Below are 19,252 nucleotides of genomic sequence, written 5' to 3' on the forward strand. Positions count from 1 at the left end.
ATAGACTTAGAATAATTTTAATAAAACAATCAAACTTGAGACTATGAATTTTATAATTGGATTAGCGATTATCGCTATCGGAAGTTTTGGGCAATCGAGCTCGTACGTACCAATTAACAAGGTGAAAAATTGGTCGTGGGAAAGCTTCTGGTTAACGCAGGGCATTTTTGCCTGGCTGGTATTTCCTTTATTAGGTGCATTACTTGCTGTTCCGGCAGGACATTCATTAGGAGAAATTCTTACAAGTGGCGATGGCGCCATGTGGAAAACTATCGGTTATGGTGTACTTTGGGGAGTTGGAGGTCTGACTTTCGGATTGAGTATGCGTTACCTGGGAATTGCTCTGGGACAATCAATTGCATTGGGTACCTGTTCGGCATTCGGCACGATTATTCCGGCGCTTATGGAAGGAACTGATCTTTTTCACGGAAAAGGATTGGTGTTGTTAATCGCTGTGAGTATCGCTATTGCAGGTATTGCTATTATTGGTTATGCAGGTAGTTTGCGTGCCAAAAACATGACCGAAGAGGAGCGAAAAGCTGCCATTAAAGATTTTGCCTTGGGAAAAGGATTGTTGGTTGCACTGCTTGCCGGTGTAATGAGTGCTTGTTTTAGTTTGGGTTTGGCTGCCGGCCAGCCAATTGCAGATGCTGCTGCCGGAATGGGATCGAAAGCGTTGTTTGTAACTTTGCCTGCAACACTTCTGGTAACGATCGGTGGATTTTTTACCAACGCTATCTATTGTCTGTATCAAAATGTTAAAAACAAAACCATAAAAGATTATATCTCAGTTCCTGCAAATGTACTGATCAATAACCTGTTGTTTTGTGCACTTGCCGGTGGTTTGTGGTACTCGCAATTCTTCGGACTTGGAGTTGGCAAAAGCTTCTTCGAAGAGGGCAGTGTAATAATGGTTTTCTCGTGGAGTATTCTGATGTCGCTAAACGTAACTTTCAGTAATGTTTGGGGTATTATCCTGAAAGAATGGAAAGGTGTTGGTGCCAAAACCTGGACTGTTTTGATCATTGGGTTGGCAATTCTGATCTTCTCAACTTTCGTGATCAATTTCTAAAAACGAGAGCTTTCTATTTAAAAGAACTTATACGCAATAATTATAAATCAATAAAACAAAAATTATGAGTGAATTAATTAAAAAGGCTTATGAAATAGCCAAAGAGCAATACGCTGCTATTGGTGTTGATACCGATGCTGCCATTGCAAAAATGAAAGATGTAAATATTTCGTTGCACTGCTGGCAGACCGATGATGTTGGTGGTTTTGAAACTGCCGATGGTGAACTTTCGGGAGGTATTCAGGCTACAGGAAACTACCCTGGTAAAGCAACAACTATTGAGCAAATGCGTGCCGACCTTGAAAAAGTTCTCGCGCTGCTTCCTGGTAAACAACGATTGAATTTACATGCTATCTACGGCGATTTTCAGGGTGAAAAAGTAGATCGCGATGAGATTGAAGTGAAGCATTTTCAAAGCTGGATCGACTGGTGTAAAGCACAGGGAATCGGTATGGATTTTAATGCAACCTGTTTCTCTCACGACCGTGCTGCAGATGGTTTTACTTTGTCGAGCAAAAACGAGGAAAACCGTAAATTTTGGGTAGAGCACGTAAAACGTTGTCGTGCAATTTCTGCTGAAGTTGGAAAACAACTAGGTACACCTTGTGTGCACAATACCTGGATTCCGGACGGATCGAAAGATGTTCCGGTTGACAGAAACGGATACCGTGCATTGCTGAAAAAATCGCTTGACGAAGCAATGGAAACCGAGTATCCAACAGAACACATGAAGGACGCGGTTGAAAGTAAATTATTTGGTATCGGTGTGGAGTCGATGACAGTTGGTTCACACGATTTTTACCTGGGATATGCCATTAAAAACAATAAATTAATTTGTTTGGACAACGGTCACTTCCATCCGACAGAGCAGGTGGGCGACAAAATTTCTTCTGTGCTGCAATTCATCGACGAAATCCTGTTGCACGTGACTCGTCCGGTTCGTTGGGACTCTGACCACGTTGTGACATTGAACGAGGATGTTCAGTTGATTGCATCAGAAATTATGCGTAACGATTTCCTTGATCGTGTAAATATCGGTTTGGATTTCTTCGATGCGTCGATTAACCGTATTGGTGCTTATGTAACCGGTACACGCGCCGCTATGAAAGCTTTCCTTATTGCTGCTCTTGAGCCAACAAAAGATTTGGTAGCAGTTGAGGAAGCCGGTCAGAATTTCGAGCGTTTGGCCATGTTGGAAGAATTAAAAACTATGCCATTCAGCGCTGTTTGGGATTACTACTGTTTGCAGGAAGGCGTTCCAACCGGTATGAATTATATTGGTGAAATTCAACAGTACGAAAAAGACGTATTGTTAAAAAGATAAGTTTAGTCTCAATTTCATTTCCTTCTCCTGCCTTGCCGTTTTTACGGATTTAGGCAGGAGAGGATTGTTTTAAAAAACCTGCAAAAATGACCGAAGTAATAGCTGTTTTCGATATAGGAAAAACCAACAAAAAAATATTGTTATTCGATAGTAACTTCAAAGTTGTAAAACAACACGAAGAGAAATTTCCGGTGATAACCGACGATGATGGATTTGAGTGCGACGACATCGATCTGATAAAGTCGTGGATCAGTAAAAGTCTTGAAGAAATTGTAACCGGTAACGAATACGATTTGAAAGGTGTGAATTTCTCAACTTACGGCGCATCGTTAATGTTTCTAGATGATAACGGCCAACGCCTGACACCGGTTTACAACTATTTAAAGGAAATTCCTGAAACGATTGCAGTGGGTCTATTTGAGCAGTACGGTGGGAAAAATGAATTTTGCCGAAAAACTGCCAGTCCTGCATTGGGGCTACTGTTGAATTCAGGTATCCAGATTTTATGGATGAAAGACCAGAAAACAGCGGTTTACGAAAAGGCAAAATCAGTTTTACATTTCCCGCAATATTTATCGTACACATTATCAAAAGAAATAGTATCGGAGCCTACATCTATCGGTTGTCATACCTTTATGTGGGATTTCGATCAAATGAAATATCATCAGTGGATTCCAGATAACGAAATTGCTTTACCGGAACCTATTAACAACGATGTAGTTTTTTCTGCTGATGTAGCGGGAAAAGAAGTAAAAGTTGGAACCGGTATTCACGATAGTTCGGCATCGTTGGTGCCATACTTAAAAGCCAGTCCGGCTAAATTTATCCTTGTTTCAACCGGAACGTGGTGTATAAACATGAATCCATACAACGAAGAGCCTTTAACTGCAAGCGAGTTGGAGCAGGACTGCTTGTGTTTCTTAACGCCCAATAAAGAACAGGTGAAATCTTCGCGTTTGTTTATGGGGCATTTCCACGAAGTTTGGGCCGAAAAACTGGCCAAGTATTTCAATGTTGCGCAAGACTCATTCAAAAAAGTGAAAAACGATCAGGAATTGGTTGATTCACTTTTAAACAAATACGGCGAGGACTCCGTATATTTTTCCAATGGCAAGGAAAGTTTTGACGAAGGATTGAAGGTAGTTGACCTGAGTGTTTTTCCGAATTACGAAGAAGCATACACCAAGTTGATGATCGACCTGACGGCACTTTGTATAACAAGTATTAATCTTGTGGTTCCTGAAATTGATGATACAAAGATTCTTTATATTTCAGGTGGTTTTGCACGTAATCCGATTTTTATCGAGTTGCTGAAAAAAAGTTTCCCTGCTAAAAAGGTTCTGATTTCAGAAATTGACAATTCAAGTGCTCTCGGAGCCGCAATGGTAATTTCCGATACTTTGTCGGAAGCCGATGTTGCAAAGCTCGATCTTGGAATTCAGGAATAGAACAGTGCATTTTTCAAACAGACAGCTAACAGTTTAAAATATACAAAATGAGAAAATTGAATACGAAATGGATGCATCCGCGCGACCAGATCATCATGATTATCGACAAGATTTACAAAGGAGGGTTGACAACAACTTCCGGCGGTAATATTTCGATAATTGACGATGATGGGGATGTTTGGGTAACACCTTCGGCTATTGACAAAGGAACGCTGCGTCCTACGGATATTATTTGTGTGAAAAAAGATGGAAGCATCGAGGGGCGACATAAGCCGTCATCGGAGTATCCGTTTCATATTGCCATTTACAAATGTCGTCCGGAGATTAAGGCTGTAATTCATGCGCACCCGCCGGCATTGGTTTCGTTTAGTATTGTTCGTCAAATTCCTGATACCAACGTAATTCCGCAGGCGAAACATGTTTGCGGACCAATTGGTTATGCGCCATACGCTTTGCCCGGAAGTAACGAGTTGGGTGATGTAATTGCCGATGAATTCGCAAAAGGAGTGAACGCTGTAATCATGGAAAATCACGGAACAGTTGTTGGTGGATGCGACTTAAGTGATGCTTATCAGCGTTTCGAGACCATGGAATTTTGTGCCCGGACTTTGATAAACGGAAGCACAATTGGAAAACCCAATTATTTGTCGGATGAGCAGATTGATGCGTTTGAAAACCAGATTCCACGGTTGTTGCCGGAGATGAAGAAAGTGGAGCATCCTTCTGATGAGCGAGCCATTCGTGAGCAGATACAACGTATTGTTTTGCGCGCCTGCGACCAGGGAATGATGATTAGCTCATACGGAACAGTTTCGGTGCGTTGGAAAGGAAATGATTTCCTTATTACGCCTACTAATGTGGTGCGTTGGGATATTCAATTGAAGGACATTGTGCAGATTAAAGACGGTAAACGCGAGCCCGGAAAAATTCCGAGTCGTTCAACCTGGCTGCATCAGGAGATTTACAAACGTTTTCCGCATATCAATTCCATTATTCTTACACAAACGCCTTATTTGATGGCATACAGTGTAACAGGAGAGAAAATCGATGTACGTACGATTCCTGAGAGTTGGATCTTCCTGCAGGACATTCCAAATGTACCGTTCGGATCGCATTTTGCCGGCGAAGAAACCATTTTGAATACCTTGGGAGAAAATACACCTGCAGTAATCATTAATAACGATTCTGTATTGGTAACCGGCGACAAATTACTGGGAACTTTCGACAAACTTGAAGTTGCCGAGTTTAGTGCCAAATCATTGACAATGGGAGCTTCATTAGGTAAACTGGTTCCGATCAATCAGGAACAGATTGAAGATTTACGGAAGAAATTTTTATCGTAATTATATGAAATGAAAAGGGCTGCACTTGTGGCCCTTTTTTATCTTATAAGCATTTGCTCGTACCATCCAATTTTTATCCAACTTAGCTTGTGAGTTGTTTTCCCTTTGTAAGGGAAAATGTCGATAGACAAAAGGGTAATGTTGATATCTTATATTCTTTACCCCTCACCCTGTCGGGAGCTCCCCTTAAAATGGGAGCCTGGTCAAAGTTATTCTGTAGTGTTGCAAGATTATTCCCTTTTAATCAGTTCGTAAATCTCGGAATAATGAAAATTTTATGTGTTGTTGATTCTTAAAACGTTCCAAAAATAGCATACTTCTCACTGTTGCAATATACCTGACTGTATAGGAAAAAGCCCTCGCGGCTGGTTTCCAGTTTGCGGTTAATGTGAAGTATCGGATGACCTTCTTTTACATTTAGGTATTCCTGGATTTTCTTGTCGGCAAGAATGGCCATTAAACGCTGCTCGCCACCGGTAACTTCAATGTCGTACATCGTGCGCAAAATATTAAAGAGTGATTTGTTCTCGAGGTTGCGGCTGATAAACCGGCGCAGGTTGATGTTGGGCATCATGGTAATGTCGTAAAAAACGGGTTGCTTGTTCATAATGCGCAGTCGCTCGAAATAGATACAACCAAACTCTTCCTCGTCATTTAGTAATGGATATGCCAGATTTGTAGTGTCCCACTGCCGGATTTCCGGTTTTACAATTATCTCCGTTATCAGGTTTTCCTGACCTACAGCGCTGGTCGTTCCTGAGAGAGACAAAATCCCAACACCCTGCGGAACGCCCATTACAATACTTCCTTTTCCCTGTTTCTTTTTAATGTAGCCCTCGTGAACCAAGCGGTCGAGTGCTTTTCGTATCGTAGGACGGGTCGTCTGATGTACCGCACAAAGTTCGTTTTCTGATGGGAGAATATCTCCTTTTAGGTATACACCATCTGAAATGTGTTTGCGAATGATTTCGTAAACAACTTTGTATTGCGGTAAATTTTTGTTCAGACGCATAATGATTCTTTTTTCTCGAGTAACAAATATAAGCGATTTTCTCTTTAGATGTAAACACAAAATTAAATAAATGTATTTACAAGTTACTTGTAAATATGTTGAAAAGGTTGTAAATTAGGGTTTTGGGATAAATATGTGAATTAACTTGTAAATACAAGTTGAGTCATTTATGTTTGTCTGAAAATATAAAATCTATGGCTACACCAATAATAATGCCTCGACAGGGGCAATCTGTTGAATCCTGCATCTTTACCGAATGGACGAAAGAAGTGGGAGAGGAAGTTAAAAAGGGCGAAGCGCTCTTTGCTTATGAAACTGATAAAGCATCATTCGAGCAGGAAGCTGAGGAAGATGGCGTTTTACTTGCTGTGTTTTGCGAAGAAGGAGATGAGGTTCCTGTTTTGCAAACTATTGGCGTAATTGGCCAGCCGGGCGAAAACATCGATGAGTTTTCTGCCGGAACCGCACCTGCAGCAGATGCTGAAGTAAAAGAAGAAGTGGAAGAAAAACCTGCTGAGGAAAAAGAAGAAGTTAAGGTTGTTCTGAAAGAAAAGGCCGAAGGTGAAAAAGTGAAAATTTCCCCACGTGCGAAAAATTTGGCTGAAAAAGACGCAGTTCCTTACGAATCGATTGAAGGTTCAGGTCCCGGAGGACGTGTAATCGAGCGTGATGTTAAAGCTTATGAAGCATCGCAGCCGAAAATGTCGCCACTGGCTAAAGAAGTTGCCAAAGCTGAAGGTCTTGAAGCAACAGGTGCCGGCAGTGGATTGGCTGGAACTGTAAAAGCTTCTGATCTTGGAACAAATCCGGTTTATGCAGATGATTTCGAGATTAAGAAAATGCCTCATATTCGCAAGTTGATTGCAAAAGCAATGCACCAGTCGTTGCAAAATTCGGCACAGTTGACACACCATTTAGGTGCCGATGCCAGAAGATTACTTGCGCTACGTAAAGAAGTTAAAGCCAAAGAAGGTGCTCCAAATATCACATTGAACGATATGGTTTGTTTTGCCGTTATCAAAGCGCTAAAACAATTCCCTGATGTAAATGCACATTTCCTTGGCGATAGCGTAAAATACTTCAATAAAGTACATTTAGGTTTGGCTGTTGATACTGACCGCGGATTGATGGTTCCTGTAATTAAAAATGCAGACGACCTTTCTATTACCGGTTTGTGTAACCAGTTTAAAGAAGTTGCCGATGCTTGTCGTACCGGAAGTATCGATCCTGAACTGCTTTCATCTGAAGCTGCATCATTCACGGTTTCGAACCTTGGAAACTACGGTGTTGAGATGTTTACGCCGGTTATCAACCTTCCACAGGTTGCTATTTTAGGTGTAAATACAATTGTTCCGCGACCAAAAGATATAGGCGACGGAGTATACGGATTTGTGCCATATATGGGCTTGAGTTTGACTTACGATCACCAGGCGCTGGATGGCGGAATGGCAACACGTTTTGTGAAGCAGGTAGCTATTGAAATTGAAAACTTAACCTTTGACTATTAATACCGAAATGAAGTACGATTTAGCAATAATAGGTGCCGGACCGGGCGGATATGTTGCCGCTGAAAGAGCCGGAGCAAAGGGACTGAAAGTGGTTCTTTTCGAGAAGAAAGAACTGGGCGGTGTTTGTTTGAACGAAGGTTGTATTCCTACAAAAACATTGCTTTACGGTGCCAAAATTTACGATAGTGCAAAAAGCGGAAGTAAATACGGTGTGGAGGCCAACGATCTTTCGTTTAGTTTCGATAAAATGATGGCCCGTAAGAATAAAGTGGTGAAGAAACTGGTTGGTGGCGTTGGCATGAAAATGAAGCAGTTTAAAGTGGATGTTGTCAACGATGCAGCAATGATACAACAGAGAAGTGCCGAAGGTATTGAGATCGAAGCAGGTGGTAACGCTTATACTGCTACCAACCTGATGATTTGTACCGGCTCTGAAGCTTTTGTTCCACCAATTCCTGGAGTACAGGGCAATGAAAACATTCTTACCAACCGCGAGATTTTGCAACTGAAAGAGCAGCCAAAATCACTGGTGATCATTGGTGGAGGTGTTATCGGCATGGAGTTCGCCAGTTTTTTTAACAGCCTCGGTACAAAAGTTACCATTGTTGAAATGCTGGATGAAATTCTGACCGGCATGGACAAAGGACAAAGTGCCATGTTGCGTCAGATGTACGCAAAAAAAGGCATCGAGTTCAATTTGTCGTCAAAAGTTACCAAAGTTGACGGAACAAAAGTTACTTACGAAAAAGACGGTAAAACAACAGAGATCGAAGGTGATAAAATATTGATGAGCGTTGGCCGCAAGCCGGTAACTACTGGTTTTGGTTTGGAAAATCTGGGCGTTGAATTATTCAAAGGCGGAATAAAAGTCGATGAAAAAATGCGTACAAACATTCCTAATGTTTATGCAGCCGGCGATGTAACGGGATTCTCATTGTTGGCACACACTGCCAGTCGCGAAGGCGAAGTGGTTGTAAACAACCTTTCAGGTCGTCCGGATAAAATGCGCTACAATGCCATTCCAGGTGTGGTTTACACCAATCCTGAAATTTCGGGTGTTGGATTGACCGAAGAAACTGCAAAAGCAAAAGGAATCGACTATAAAATTGCCGAACTGCCAATGGCTTACGCCGGACGATTTGTTGCCGAAAACGAAGGTGGCAGCGGATCGTGCAAAGTATTGGTTGGTGCAAAATATGGCGAAGTGCTGGGTGTTCACATGATCGGAAATCCATCGAGTGAAATGATCTACGGAGCTTGCATGGCCATTGAAGCAGAAATGACACTGAAAGAAATGGAAGAAGTGGTATTCCCACATCCAACCGTTTCGGAGATATTTAAAGAAACTGTATTCAGTTTTGGTCATTAAACACCGGACTGACAAAGAAGAAAAACAAGTAAAAATTAATAAAACAAAATATTATGCCTAAGTCGCAATTTATTGATCCGGTTGAAGTAAGAAAACCTGGTTCAATTCAATTCAAAGAAATACCTGTAAATCAATACAACAAAAGTATTGAAGAGGAAAAAGCTAACTTTTCTAACGAAGAATTCATCAATATCTTCCATGATATGTCGCTGATTCGTGAGTTTGAAACCATGTTGAATCTCATTAAAATCAAAGGAGAGTACGAAGGAATCGAGTACAACCATCCCGGACCTGCTCACTTGTCCATCGGACAGGAATCGGCTGCAGTTGGTATGGCGTATCACCTGGGAGTTGAGGATTTTATTTTTGGTTCGCACCGTTCTCACGGCGAGATTTTAGCCAAAGGTATGTCGGCTATTCACAAAATGAGCGACGACGAATTGATGGATGTAATGACCAACTTCTTCGATGGTACAATTCTGAATATTGTAAAAGAAGGTCACGAAGGCAACGTAAAATCGTTGGCACGTCGTTTCCTAATTTACGGAACACTGGCCGAGATTTTTGCCCGCGAAACAGGTTTCAATAAAGGTTTAGGTGGATCGATGCATGCTTTCTTTACACCGTTTGGAGTGTATCCGAATAACGCTATTGTTGGAGGTTCGGGCGATATCGCTGTGGGTGCTGCATTGTTCAAAAAAGTAAATAAAAAAGATGGTATTGTAGTTGCCAACATTGGTGATGCTTCAATGGCTTGCGGTCCTGTTTGGGAAGGTCTCGCTTTTGCATCGATGGACCAGTTTGAGCAGCTTTGGGAAGGCGCCTACAAAGGTGGTCTGCCAATCATTTTCAATATCATGAACAACCAGTACGGAATGGGTGGACAAACCTGTGGTGAAACTATGGGTTACGACATTGCCGCTCGTATTGGTGCCGGTGTAAACCGCGACAGCATGCACGCCGAGCGTGTTGATGGTTACAATCCACTGGCAGTTATCGATGCGTACAAACGTAAAATGGAACTGCTGAAAGACAAAAAAGGTCCGGTTCTGCTCGACGTTTTAACTTACCGTTACAGTGGTCACTCGCCTTCTGATGCTTCGTCGTACCGTAGCAAAGAGGAAGTGGAAGCATGGGAACAACAGGATTGTATCGTTTCGTATGCAAGCGAGCTGGTTGGAGCCGGTGTTGCTAAAGAAGCAGAGCTTGAAGATATTAAAGCCGACATCGTTGAGTTGATGAAATACGCGATGAAACTGGCAATTGATGAAAAAGTTTCTCCTCACATGGATATGGAAAAATATCCTGAACTGATCGGTGAAATGATGTTCTCGAACGAGAGTTTGGATAAAATGGAAGACCGTGAAGTTGAGGTGAATCACCCGATGGAAGAAAATCCACGAGTAAAACAGCTTTCTAAAAAAGAACGTTTTGCTTTTGACGCGAACGGAAAACCATTCTCAAAAATTAAACAATATCAGTTGCGCGACGGTATTTTTGAAGCTGTTGTTGATCGTTTTTACAAAGACCCAACCTTGGTAGCTTACGGTGAAGAAAACCGCGATTGGGGTGGTGCTTTTGCCGTTTACCGTGGTTTGACTGAAGCTTTACCATACAACCGTTTGTTTAACTCGCCAATTTCTGAGGCGTCGATTATTGGTACAGCCATTGGTTATGCCATGTGTGGTGGACGCGTTATTCCTGAAATTATGTATTGCGATTTCCTTGGACGTTGTGGTGACGAGGTGTTCAACCAGATGCCGAAGTGGCAGGCAATGTCGGGTAACGTAATTAAAATGCCGGTTGTTGTTCGCGTTTCTGTTGGATCGAAATACGGTGCACAGCACTCGCAAGACTGGACTTCATTGGTTGCACACATTCCGGGATTGAAAGTAGTATTCCCGGTAACTCCATACGATGCAAAAGGATTGATGAACACTGCACTGCAGGGAACTGATCCTGTTATTTTCTTCGAAAGCCAGCGTATTTACGACATTGGTGAGCAATTCCACGAAGGTGGTGTGCCGGAAGAATATTACGAAATTCCATTTGGCGAACCGGATGTAAAACGAGAAGGAAAAGACATTACAATTCTTACAATTGGAGCAACATTGTACCGCGCGCTTGAAGCTGCCGATAAACTGAAAGAAGAATACGGAATGGAAGCTGAAGTTATCGATGCCCGTTCAATTGTTCCGTTCAACTACGAAAAAGTATTGGAGTCGGTTAAAAAGACCGGAAGAATTATCATTTCCGGCGATGCTAACTCACGCGGTTCATTCCTGAATGATATGGCACGAAATATTACAGAACTGGCATTCGACGAGTTGGATGCACCTCCGGTAGTTGTTGGTTCGCGTAACTGGATCACTCCTGCTTACGAACTTGAAGAATATTTCTTCCCACAGGTTGATTGGTTCCTGGATGCGATTCACGAGAAGATCGTTCCGCTGAAAGGTCACGTTGTGAAAAACAACTATACAAATGCCGAGCAAATCCGTAGAAATAAGTTAGGTATATAATCTTGGTTAGTTTAAAAAGCATGGTGTGGATAAGTTTTGGTAGGAAAGGATTTTTTATATTCACACCTGCTTTTAAACCAATAACTAATAACTAATATGAATTTTCTAAAAGAATACCCGGATATTGAAACATTAATGCGAATTGGAGGCGATGTTAGCATTCCACATGTTAACGGTCACATCCATACGCCGTACTCATTCAGCTCTTTCGACAACATTGCGCAGATTTTTGATCTGGCAAAAGATGAAGAGGTTGATGTATTGGGGATTAACGACTTTTTTGTTTCTGACGGATATAACGAATTCTATAATTACGCAGTAAAAAACGGCGTATTTCCATTGTTTAATGTTGAGTTTATAGGTTTGATTCCGGAACTGCAACGTCGCAATGTAACCATCAATGATCCAAATAATCCGGGACGTATTTATTTCAGTGGTAAGGGGTTGAATTATCCATACCGGGTTTCGGAAGAAAACGCGCAGTTTTTGAAAGAGCTTTTTGCTGAAAGCCAGAAACAGGTGGCGCAAATGATTGAAAAGGTAAACTATCTTTTGCAATCGATCTATCCGGATTTGAGTCTCACATACGAAGATGTAAAATCGAAATATGCAAAAGAACTGGTGCGCGAAAGACACATTGCAAAAGCCATTCGTATTTTGGTGGAAGAGAATTATCCGAAAAAATCGGGTAAAATGATGTTCTACACCGAACTTTTTGATGTGGAGCCAAAATCAAATCCAGAGGATATTCCAGCAATTGAAAACGAAATCCGGGGAAAACTTTTGAAAGCCGGTGGTTCAGCCTTTGTACCTGAATCGCCAGCATCGTTCCCGGCTGTTGAACGCATAAGCGAATATATATTGGATGCCGGTGGTATTCCTTGTTATCCGGTCCTTCTCGATGACAGAAAAGGAAACCTGATTACCGGTTTCGAAAGCGACTGGGAATATATGGATGAGCAACTGAAGGCTATGAATGTGCATATGCTCGAGCTGATCCCATCGCGTAATTCGGTAGAGAAATTACGAGAATTTATAAAGTATTTTAGCCGTAAAGGTTATGTGATTTCACTGGGGTCGGAGCACAATACTCCTGGGGTTTTCCCACTTGAAGTGAAGGTTGATGGCGAGCATGAGTTACCTGAAGACCTGCAAAAAGTATCGTACGACGGAGCTTGTGTGATTGCTGCTCATCAATACTTAAAAACCAATGGGGAAGAGGGATTTGTTTTGTCAAACGGCAATCGTACCGAACGTTCGGTAGCCGACCTTATTACTCTTGGAAACGCGGTTATAAAAGAAATGATCGCATAAAAAATTTCACGCAGATAGCGCAGATATTCGCAGAGAAATAGAAGAAGAAAATCTGCGCTGCTCCGCGAAATCTGCGAGCAAAATTCAAAGCGAAAAAGAAAAAATGGAAGGATTAGAAAATCTTATTAAGATATCGCAATTCTATGGCAAAAATCCGGAGATGGTTATTGCCGGAGGTGGAAACACTTCTTATAAAAACGACGAAAATATTTGGGTGAAAGCCAGTGGTCATGCGCTTGCAACGATTACCGAGGAAGGTTTTGCAAAGCTCGATCGTAAAAAACTTGGGCTGATCTCAGAGAAAACATACAGCTCAGATTCGTTTGAGCGCGAACGCCAGATTAAAGACGATTTGATGGAAGCTACCATCACAAAAGATCGCCGTCCGTCGGTGGAAACATCAATGCACGATGTTATCGATTATGCTTATGTGGTGCACCTGCATCCAACAAAAGTAAATGGTTTGATGTGCGGCAATGAAGTGGAAAAATACCTCGACGAATTGTTTGGCGACCAGGTGGTTTATATTCCGTATATCGACCCGGGTTATGTGCTGTTTAAAGAGGTTGAAAAGCAATTGTCCAAATTCAAAGCTGAAAAAGGTAATGCTGCACAGATCATCTTTTTGCAAAACCACGGAATTTTTGTGGCAGCCGATTCAATCGATGAAATTGAGACGATATACAACGATGTATTTGCAAAACTTAATGGTGCTTTGAAAGAGGAACTTTCAGTTGAAACTCTTCCAATTCGCGATGATGTTGCAGAATTTGTTCCTGCCATCCGAATGATGGTTTCTGAAGAGGAAATTAAAACGCTGAAGCTTCGGAATAATGCAGTAATTGCACAATTCGCTAAAGATGCAGCGGCCTTTGAAAAAGTGGCCAAGCCATTTACTCCGGATCTGATCGTTTATTGCAAATCGAAATACGTTTTTATTGAAAATACCGAAAACGTTGAAGACCTGTTAAAAGAGGCCAAAGAAAAGATCGCGGCTTTTATTTCAGCTAACGGATTTGCACCAAAAGTAATTTTACTAAAAGGAATTGGCTTGTTGGCTGTTGGCGATCATGCAGCACAGTGCGACACCATTCTTGATGTGTATGAAGATGCGATGAAGATCAGTGCTTATTCCGAATCATTCGGTGGTCAGCATTTTATGACACCTGAACAAATTGCATTTATCGATACGTGGGAGGTGGAGAATTACCGCCGCAAAATCGCTGCCGGAACTTCTGTTGGCCGCGTTCAGAATAAAACCATTATTGTAACCGGCGCTGCCATGGGATTTGGCGAAGGTATTGCCCGCCATTTAACTGAAGAAGGTGCCAACATTGTTGTGGCTGATATTAACGAAGAAGTTGGAAATAAAACGGCTGCCGCACTGGCTACAATGAAAGGTAATAACCGGGCGATTTTCGTAAAAACCAACGTGGCCGATATGGATAGCCTGGCCAATTTGATGAAAGAAACTGTTGCTACTTTTGGTGGTCTGGATGTATTTGTAAGCAATGCGGGTGTGTTGCGTGCAGGCGGTCTGGATGAAATGACGCCGGAGAATTTCGAGTTTGTTACCAAAATAAACTACAACGCTTATTTCTATTGCACAAAAGTAGCTTCGCAAATATTGAAACTCCAAAATGCTTTTAAGCCGGATTATTACTCTGATATCATTCAGATCAACTCAAAATCGGGATTAAAAGGAAGTAAGAAGAATTTTGCATATGCCGGTGGTAAATTCGGTGGAATTGGGCTTACTCAGTCGTTTGCACTGGAGCTGGCACCCGAGAAAATTAAGGTGAATTCGGTTTGTCCGGGTAACTTTTACGAAGGCCCGTTGTGGAGCGATCCTGAAAACGGATTGTTTATTCAGTACTTGAATGCCGGAAAAGTGCCGGGAGCAAAAACAATCGACGATGTGAAGAAGTTTTATTTAGATCAGGTACCACTAGGAAAAGGATGTTCGCCAAAAGATGTAGTGAAAGGAATTTTATACCTGATCGATCAGGAGAATGAAACTGGACAAGCGCTGCCAATTTCGGGTGGGCAATCTATGCTTCACTAGAATTCCCGGTTTTGATAAATGATTTAAAAAAGAATTACAATGAAGACAAAAGCAGTTCGATTATACGGTAAAAAAGACCTTCGTGTAGAGGAGTTTGAATTACCAGCAATCAGTGATGATGAGATTTTGGCCAAAGTAATAACCGACAGCCTTTGTATGTCGAGTTACAAAGCTGCCAACCAGGCAAGCGATCACAAACGTATTCCGGATGATATTGCCGAGAATCCGATTATGATCGGTCACGAGTTTGCAGGAGAAATTGTAGAAGTAGGAGCAAACTGGCAGGATAAATTCGAGTCAGGACAGAAATTTTCTATTCAACCTGCAATTTATTACGAAGATGGTCCGGTAGGTGTTTTGAGTGCTCCGGGTTATTCGTACAAATACATTGGCGGTGATGCAACTTATGTGATCATTCCAAAGGATGTATTGGTACAGGATTGTTTACTGGCTTACGAAGGACCGGGATTTTACCCTGCGTCGTTGGCAGAACCTTTAAGCTGTGTAATTGGTGCTATGCATGCCAATTACCATACAACTGCCGGAAGCTACGTGCACAAAATGGAAATTGTTGAAGGTGGTAAAATGGCAATTTTAGCAGGTGTTGGTCCAATGGGCCTGGCGGCTATCAATTACGTTTTGCGCCGCGAAGACAGAAAACCATCGTTGATGGTGGTTACCGATATCGATCAGACAAGACTTGACAGGGCTGCTCAGCTTTATACCGCTGAGTTTGCTAAAGAACGTGGCATCGACTTGAAATACATCAATACCGCAGAAATGGCTGATCCTGTGGCCGGATTAAAAGAGCTGACAGGTGGAACAGGTTACGACGATGTATTTGTTTTTGCTCCGGTTGCTCCGGTAGTTGAGCAGGGCGATGCAATTCTTGGTTTCGATGGATGTTTGAACTTTTTCGCTGGTCCATCGAACACCGAGTTCACGGCCAAAATGAATTTCTATAACGTACACTACGCTTATACGCACATTGTTGGAACCTCAGGAGGTAACACCGACGACATGAATGAAGCACTCGAAATTATGACAGCAGGACTGGATCCGGCCGGATTGGTTACCCACATTGGTGGTTTAAATGCAGTGCCTGAAGCAACTTTGAATCTTCCAAATATTCCAGGAGGTAAGAAATTGATTTATACACATTTTGATTTTCCGCTTACCGCAATTGCTGAATTTGAAGAGAAAGGAAAAGAAAATCCGGTATATGCCGAGCTGGATAAGCTTTGCAAAAAGTACATGGGATTGTGGAATGTGGAAGCCGAAGCCTTTTTATTGGAGAATGGCGATAAACTCTAGAATTTAATCGAAGATTGATGTGTCGACATCAATCGGGTGTTAGATATAAACTTGAAAATAAACGTAAACTGCAGCAGCGAGGTTCTCTTGCTGCTGTTTGTTTTTATATAGTCTGATATTTTTGAATTTAACTCAGGTTATTAAGCCAACCCAAATTCTTTTTTATAGCGAGCCGGAGAGATGCTTGTAGATTGTTTAAAGATTCGCGAGAAATGGTAGCGATCGGCAAAGCCTGTTTTTTGCGCAATCTCATCAATACTTAAGTTCGAGTGATGAAGTAGAATACAGGCCCGGTCGATTCGTTTGTTACGGATATATTTCTGAACAGAAATGCCAATTTCATTCGAAAACAACCGGATAAAAGCATTTGTTGCCATTTTTGCGTTTGCAGCCAGTGTCGGATTGCTCAAATCATCGGCAATATTTTCTTCAATGTAACTTAAGCATTTTATAATTCGATGATCGTTTGAAATTAAATCCCAGTTGGATTCCGGTAGTTCAGTAAGTAAATCTGCAATTAATGATTTGATGGCCAGACTTATGTGAAAACTGAAAAATTTGTTGTCGTGGTTGAGGTGGTTTTTAATCGACTTCAGTTTCGATTGCAGGTGCTCGGTTAATTCAAAACTAAAAACTCCGGGCGAAATATTGTCGTACGGAATTCCGATGTTAAAATGGATAAACAAATGTAAAAGCGCCTCGTATGTGGACGTTATTGAGGATTCACTATTGGCGCCAACAGGTCCGCCAACCAACGAATATCCCTCCTCGGGGATTTCATTCTCATACAAACGTGTTGCATAGGAGGTGTTAGGAGGAATCAATATAATTCTATCAGGAGAAATCTCGTGTTCTACATCGTTGTGAATGATTTTTGCACCGTTGCGGCTGTTGTGGTAAATCCGCCAATAGGGGAACGAAAGCTCCGTATACTCCCAGTGTTCAAGCCACCAGTGGCGGCAGCACAGCAACTGTATGTTATACCGTGGGAAAAACTGAATAACATCAGAAGGATCACCTTTCTCAGGCCTTGTTTTTAGCGTTGTCATTTTATCCAATGTTAGAATCAGATACAAAAGTAATAAAAATAGCCATTGCTTTCAGCGCTGTATAGTGGTACCTTGTGATCGCTAAAATCAAGATAAAACTTTTAAAATCTAAACAATAAATTATGGCTAACAGGTTAATTGGCGACTTGCCAAAAGTTGGAATCAGGCCTGCAATCGACGGGCGTGAACGTGGCGTTAGAGAATCGCTTGAAAAACAAGTGATGGACCTTGCAAAAGCAGCAGCAGCATTTATCAGTGAGCAATTGAAATTTCCTAGCGGCGAAACCGTGGAATGTGTTATCGCCGACACCTGTATCGGTGGAGTGGCAGAGGCAGCGATGTGTGCTGAGAAATTCAGAAAAGAAGGCGTTGGTGTTTCGTTAACGGTTACACCTTGCTGGTGTTACGGAACCGAGGTGATGGATACCGATCCGCTCGTGCCAAAGGCAGTGTGGGGATTTAACGGAACCGAACGTCCGGGAGCGGTTTATCTGGCAGCAGCTTTGGCCGGATATACACAAAAAGGATTACCTACATTCGGAATTTATGGTCGCGATGTGCAGGATGCCGGCGACACAACAATTCCTGAAGATGTAAAAGAAAAAATAATTCGCTTTGTAAAATCGGGGCTCGCAGTGGCTCAGATGAAAGGGAAATCATATTTGTCGATTGGCTACAGTTCGATGGGAATTGCTGGATCGATGGTAGATCCGTCCTTCTTGCAAAAGTACCTGGGAATTCGTACTGAATTTGTTGAATCAGTGGAAGTTCTCAGAAGAATCGATGAAGGCATTTATGATGAGGAGGAATTTCAAAAGGCTTTGGCCTGGACAAAAGCGAATTGCAAAGAAGGCAAAGATGTAAACAAACCGGAAGATCAGGCGGACGCTGCAAGAAAAGAGTTGGAGTGGGAGACTGTGGTGAAAATGACCATAATTTGTCGCGATATGATGATCGGTAATGAGAAAGTTATTGCTAAAGGTTATCGCGAAGAAGGTTTAGGACGAAATGCCATTTTAGGTGGTTTCCAGGGGCAGCGCCAGTGGACCGATTATAAGCCAAATGCCGATTTTACTGAGGCGATTTTAAATTCATCGTTCGACTGGAACGGTATTCGCCAGGCCTTTGTATTTGCCACTGAAAATGACTGTTTGAATGGTGTTTCGATGTTATTCGGACATTTATTAAGCAATACCAGCCAGATTTTCTCCGATGTACGAACTTACTGGAGTCCGGAAGCAGTAAAACGTGTTTGCGGAAAGGAATTAACAGGATTGGCAGAAGGCGGAATTATTCACTTGATAAATTCAGGATCGACAACATTGGACGCCACTGCTCAGCAACGTGATGCAGAAGGAAATCCGGCAATGAAACCTTTCTGGGAAATTACGAAAGAAGAAGCGCAGAAATGTTTGGATAACACGACTTGGCCACAGGCTGAACGCGGCTATTTCCGCGGAGGTGGTTATTCGTCGCTGTTTAAAACTGCCGGACAAATGCCGGTTACAATGACTCGTTTGAACCTGGTTGACGGACTGGGACCGGTGCTTCAAATTGCAGAAGGCTGGACAGTTGAACTTCCTGACAATATTCACGAAATTTTGGATGAACGCACCAATCCAACCTGGCCAACAACGTGGTTTGTGCCGCGGGTTAAAGGAGAGGGAGCATTTAAAGATGTGTATTCGGTAATGGCCAACTGGGGTGCCAATCACGGAGCAATCAGTTACGGACATATTGGTGCCGATTTAATCACGCTTGCATCAATGTTACGTATTCCGGTAAGCATGCACAATGTTTCTGACGACAACGTTTTCAGACCTAGTGCATGGGCGTCGTATGGCGAAAATAAAGAAGGATCAGATTTCCGTGCCTGCGAAACTTACGGGCCACTTTACGGTAAAAAATAATT

General features: G+C 42.2%; 13 protein-coding genes. 11 read left to right on the forward strand and 2 right to left on the reverse strand.

The window, feature by feature from the left end; all coding sequences use genetic code 11:
- Positions 1-43: 43 nt before the first annotated feature.
- The 4 genes from rhaT to SLH46_RS06825 all read left to right on the forward strand — a co-directional run bounded on the left by rhaT (position 44) and on the right by SLH46_RS06825 (position 5,187).
- Positions 44-1,072 carry an L-rhamnose/proton symporter RhaT gene (gene rhaT / locus SLH46_RS06810; RefSeq protein WP_320280416.1) on the forward strand — a complete coding sequence of 343 codons (1,029 nt, stop codon included), beginning with the start codon at positions 44-46 and terminating at the stop codon, positions 1,070-1,072.
- 64 nt (positions 1,073-1,136) lie between these two features.
- Positions 1,137-2,396 (forward strand): L-rhamnose isomerase, encoded by a 1,260-nt coding sequence (locus SLH46_RS06815; RefSeq protein WP_320280417.1) that lies wholly within the window; start codon positions 1,137-1,139, stop codon positions 2,394-2,396.
- 86 nt (positions 2,397-2,482) lie between these two features.
- The gene (locus tag SLH46_RS06820; RefSeq protein ID WP_320280418.1) at positions 2,483-3,844 is read left to right on the forward strand and encodes an FGGY-family carbohydrate kinase; all 1,362 of its coding nucleotides are present in this window, start codon (positions 2,483-2,485) and stop codon (positions 3,842-3,844) included.
- A gap of 47 nt (positions 3,845-3,891) precedes the next feature.
- Complete coding sequence (locus SLH46_RS06825; RefSeq protein WP_320280419.1) at positions 3,892-5,187, forward strand: class II aldolase/adducin family protein; 1,296 nt, start codon at positions 3,892-3,894, stop codon at positions 5,185-5,187.
- A 292-nt stretch (positions 5,188-5,479) separates the two neighbouring features.
- Here SLH46_RS06825 and SLH46_RS06830 read toward each other — a convergent pair whose 3' ends face one another.
- Positions 5,480-6,199, reverse strand: coding sequence for a GntR family transcriptional regulator (locus SLH46_RS06830; RefSeq protein WP_320280420.1), 720 nt, complete (start codon positions 6,197-6,199; stop codon positions 5,480-5,482).
- Positions 6,200-6,393: 194 nt separating this feature from the next.
- On the opposite strand from SLH46_RS06830, the gene SLH46_RS06835 reads away from it, so the two are divergent.
- From SLH46_RS06835 to SLH46_RS06860, 6 genes are all read left to right on the forward strand, one after another.
- On the forward strand, positions 6,394-7,707 hold the full coding sequence (locus SLH46_RS06835; protein WP_320280421.1) for a dihydrolipoamide acetyltransferase family protein: 1,314 nt from the start codon (positions 6,394-6,396) through the stop codon (positions 7,705-7,707).
- Positions 7,708-7,714: 7 nt separating this feature from the next.
- On the forward strand, positions 7,715-9,076 hold the full coding sequence (gene lpdA / locus SLH46_RS06840) for a dihydrolipoyl dehydrogenase (protein ID WP_320280422.1): 1,362 nt from the start codon (positions 7,715-7,717) through the stop codon (positions 9,074-9,076).
- Positions 9,077-9,129: 53 nt separating this feature from the next.
- Complete coding sequence (locus SLH46_RS06845) at positions 9,130-11,598, forward strand: alpha-ketoacid dehydrogenase subunit alpha/beta (RefSeq protein WP_320280423.1); 2,469 nt, start codon at positions 9,130-9,132, stop codon at positions 11,596-11,598.
- 96 nt (positions 11,599-11,694) lie between these two features.
- Positions 11,695-12,912: a PHP domain-containing protein gene (locus SLH46_RS06850; RefSeq protein WP_320280424.1), complete on the forward strand. Its 1,218-nt coding sequence runs from the start codon at positions 11,695-11,697 to the stop codon at positions 12,910-12,912.
- 103 nt (positions 12,913-13,015) lie between these two features.
- Complete coding sequence (locus SLH46_RS06855) at positions 13,016-14,977, forward strand: SDR family NAD(P)-dependent oxidoreductase (protein ID WP_320280425.1); 1,962 nt, start codon at positions 13,016-13,018, stop codon at positions 14,975-14,977.
- Between the two features lie 39 nt (positions 14,978-15,016).
- Positions 15,017-16,291, forward strand: a complete 1,275-nt coding sequence (locus SLH46_RS06860; RefSeq protein ID WP_320280426.1) for a zinc-binding dehydrogenase — start codon at positions 15,017-15,019, stop codon at positions 16,289-16,291.
- Between the two features lie 140 nt (positions 16,292-16,431).
- Here the strand turns inward: SLH46_RS06860 and SLH46_RS06865 are convergent, their stop codons facing one another.
- Positions 16,432-17,340: an AraC family transcriptional regulator gene (locus tag SLH46_RS06865; RefSeq protein WP_320280427.1), complete on the reverse strand. Its 909-nt coding sequence runs from the start codon at positions 17,338-17,340 to the stop codon at positions 16,432-16,434.
- A 122-nt stretch (positions 17,341-17,462) separates the two neighbouring features.
- Between SLH46_RS06865 and SLH46_RS06870 the strand changes: the two genes are divergently transcribed.
- Positions 17,463-19,250, forward strand: a complete 1,788-nt coding sequence (locus tag SLH46_RS06870; RefSeq protein ID WP_320280428.1) for an L-fucose isomerase — start codon at positions 17,463-17,465, stop codon at positions 19,248-19,250.
- Positions 19,251-19,252 lie beyond the last annotated feature (2 nt).

Origin of the sequence: Draconibacterium sp. IB214405, from assembly GCF_033963885.1 — a bacterium.
Taxonomy (GTDB): Bacteria; Bacteroidota; Bacteroidia; order Bacteroidales; family Prolixibacteraceae; genus Draconibacterium.

Coding starts and splice junctions, on each gene's coding strand:
- rhaT (WP_320280416.1), top strand. CDS start 44: ATGAATTTTATAATTGGATTAGCGATTATCGCTATCGGAAGTTTTGGG.
- SLH46_RS06815 (WP_320280417.1), top strand. CDS start 1,137: ATGAGTGAATTAATTAAAAAGGCTTATGAAATAGCCAAAGAGCAATAC.
- SLH46_RS06820 (WP_320280418.1), top strand. CDS start 2,483: ATGACCGAAGTAATAGCTGTTTTCGATATAGGAAAAACCAACAAAAAA.
- SLH46_RS06825 (WP_320280419.1), top strand. CDS start 3,892: ATGAGAAAATTGAATACGAAATGGATGCATCCGCGCGACCAGATCATC.
- SLH46_RS06830 (WP_320280420.1), bottom strand. CDS start 6,199: ATGCGTCTGAACAAAAATTTACCGCAATACAAAGTTGTTTACGAAATC.
- SLH46_RS06835 (WP_320280421.1), top strand. CDS start 6,394: ATGGCTACACCAATAATAATGCCTCGACAGGGGCAATCTGTTGAATCC.
- lpdA (WP_320280422.1), top strand. CDS start 7,715: ATGAAGTACGATTTAGCAATAATAGGTGCCGGACCGGGCGGATATGTT.
- SLH46_RS06845 (WP_320280423.1), top strand. CDS start 9,130: ATGCCTAAGTCGCAATTTATTGATCCGGTTGAAGTAAGAAAACCTGGT.
- SLH46_RS06850 (WP_320280424.1), top strand. CDS start 11,695: ATGAATTTTCTAAAAGAATACCCGGATATTGAAACATTAATGCGAATT.
- SLH46_RS06855 (WP_320280425.1), top strand. CDS start 13,016: ATGGAAGGATTAGAAAATCTTATTAAGATATCGCAATTCTATGGCAAA.
- SLH46_RS06860 (WP_320280426.1), top strand. CDS start 15,017: ATGAAGACAAAAGCAGTTCGATTATACGGTAAAAAAGACCTTCGTGTA.
- SLH46_RS06865 (WP_320280427.1), bottom strand. CDS start 17,340: ATGACAACGCTAAAAACAAGGCCTGAGAAAGGTGATCCTTCTGATGTT.
- SLH46_RS06870 (WP_320280428.1), top strand. CDS start 17,463: ATGGCTAACAGGTTAATTGGCGACTTGCCAAAAGTTGGAATCAGGCCT.